This is a genomic window from Lactobacillus helveticus DSM 20075 = CGMCC 1.1877, assembly GCF_000160855.1.
Classification (GTDB): Bacteria; Bacillota; Bacilli; order Lactobacillales; family Lactobacillaceae; genus Lactobacillus; species Lactobacillus helveticus.
In genome coordinates, this window is record NZ_GG700772.1 from 1 (window position 1) to 1,332 (window position 1,332).

The window sequence follows — 1,332 nt, forward strand, 5'->3', positions numbered from 1 at the left end:
TTCGTCAAGCGAGTCATATTTATTCTCCTGACCATAGAACATTTCTCGTTTAAGAATGCCAAAGAAGCCCTCCATTAAGCCATCATCTGGAGAGCAGCCTTTCCTAGACATGCTTTGTTCAATGCCTCGAATAGCTAACTCGTGTTGGTAAGCCTTGTGCTGGTATTGCCAGCCTCGATCTGTATGAAAGATTAAACCATTTAATGCTTGATTAGTTTTAAAAGCATCGTTCGACATCGACATCACCTGTTTCAGATTAGGATGACGAGAAATATTATAAGCAACTGTATCACGTCCACAGCCATCAATAATAGGCGATAAATAAAGTTTCTTACCTTTAAGATTGAATTCAGTAATATCGGTATACCATTTCATATTTGGTCTTAAAGCAAAGAATTTGCGTTTAATTAAGTCTGGCTTGATTCTGCCTTTAATATCTCCTTGATAGCTGCTATATGGATGTCTACGCTTCATTACATAACCATACAGATCCATTTTGCGCATTAAACGATTAACTGTTTTGCGATTAATTTGATAGCCTTCACGATGCAAGATATGCGTAATACGGCGATAACCTGGGGCAACATAGCGATTCTTAATCTCATCATAGATTTCCTGAATACGCGCTATCACATCGCCATGATTAACCTGGTCTTTGTCATCACGAGTATAAGCATCGTAGTAATTACTCCGTGAAATGTGTGGCAGATCTTCATTGGTATTAATAATCTCGATGATCTTCTTCACAGCGAGCCCCAATTCATGCCTCAATTCGGTAATAGCTTGTGCTATTTCTGTTTTGGTTGGCTCCTTTTTTGAACCAAGGCATCCAATTTTTTATATATGCGTTTTCGACAGTAAGCTTTAAATTCTGGCGACGCAGCTTGGCGTTTTCTTGCTTGAGCCGCTCTAATTCGTTCAGCTTTTTCTTGCTCATGGGTTCATAGTCCATTCTTCTTGATAACGACATTATACCCATTTTCTTTGCAAGAGCGAACCCAATTGCCTAACATACCTCTGCTAGCTAAGCCTAAATCAAGCGCTACAGCGTTAATTGCTTCATTCCCTAAAAGCACTCCTTTAATTGCCTGTTCTTTAAATTCCTTAGAATAATGTGCATAAGGCTTATCAAGAATAGACAAGCCATGCATTTTAATTAAGCTTACTAAATAATTTATATTGGCTATATTTACTCCATATTTTTTGCTTAAGTAAGTACCACGTTTATCTTCTAAAGTCCATTCTTCAAAAATATGAATTTTATCTTGTTTGGTTAATTTGGACATAATAAAACCCCCGAGATTCGTGTCCGAATTTCGAGGGTCACTACAT

General features: G+C 37.6%; 3 protein-coding genes. All 3 read right to left on the reverse strand.

The genetic code is table 11. The features are described from left to right. Positions 1 to 747: IS3 family transposase (locus tag HMPREF0518_RS10865; RefSeq protein WP_244855815.1), on the reverse strand; the 747-nt coding region annotated here is incomplete at its 3' end. Positions 748 to 760: 13 nt separating this feature from the next. Continuing rightward, positions 761 to 937 (reverse strand): transposase, encoded by a 177-nt coding sequence (locus HMPREF0518_RS10870; RefSeq protein WP_023192905.1) that lies wholly within the window; start codon positions 935 to 937, stop codon positions 761 to 763. Positions 938 to 941: 4 nt separating this feature from the next. Further along, a complete protein-coding gene (locus HMPREF0518_RS10875; RefSeq protein WP_003627967.1) occupies positions 942 to 1,286 on the reverse strand; it encodes a transposase in 345 nt (114 codons plus the stop codon). Between the last annotated feature and the right edge of the window lie 46 nt (positions 1,287 to 1,332).

Excerpts from the sequence above, each read along its gene's own strand:
- HMPREF0518_RS10875 (WP_003627967.1), bottom strand. The coding sequence starts at position 1,286 with ATGTCCAAATTAACCAAACAAGATAAAATTCATATTTTTGAAGAATGG.
- HMPREF0518_RS10870 (WP_023192905.1), bottom strand. The coding sequence starts at position 937 with ATGAGCAAGAAAAAGCTGAACGAATTAGAGCGGCTCAAGCAAGAAAAC.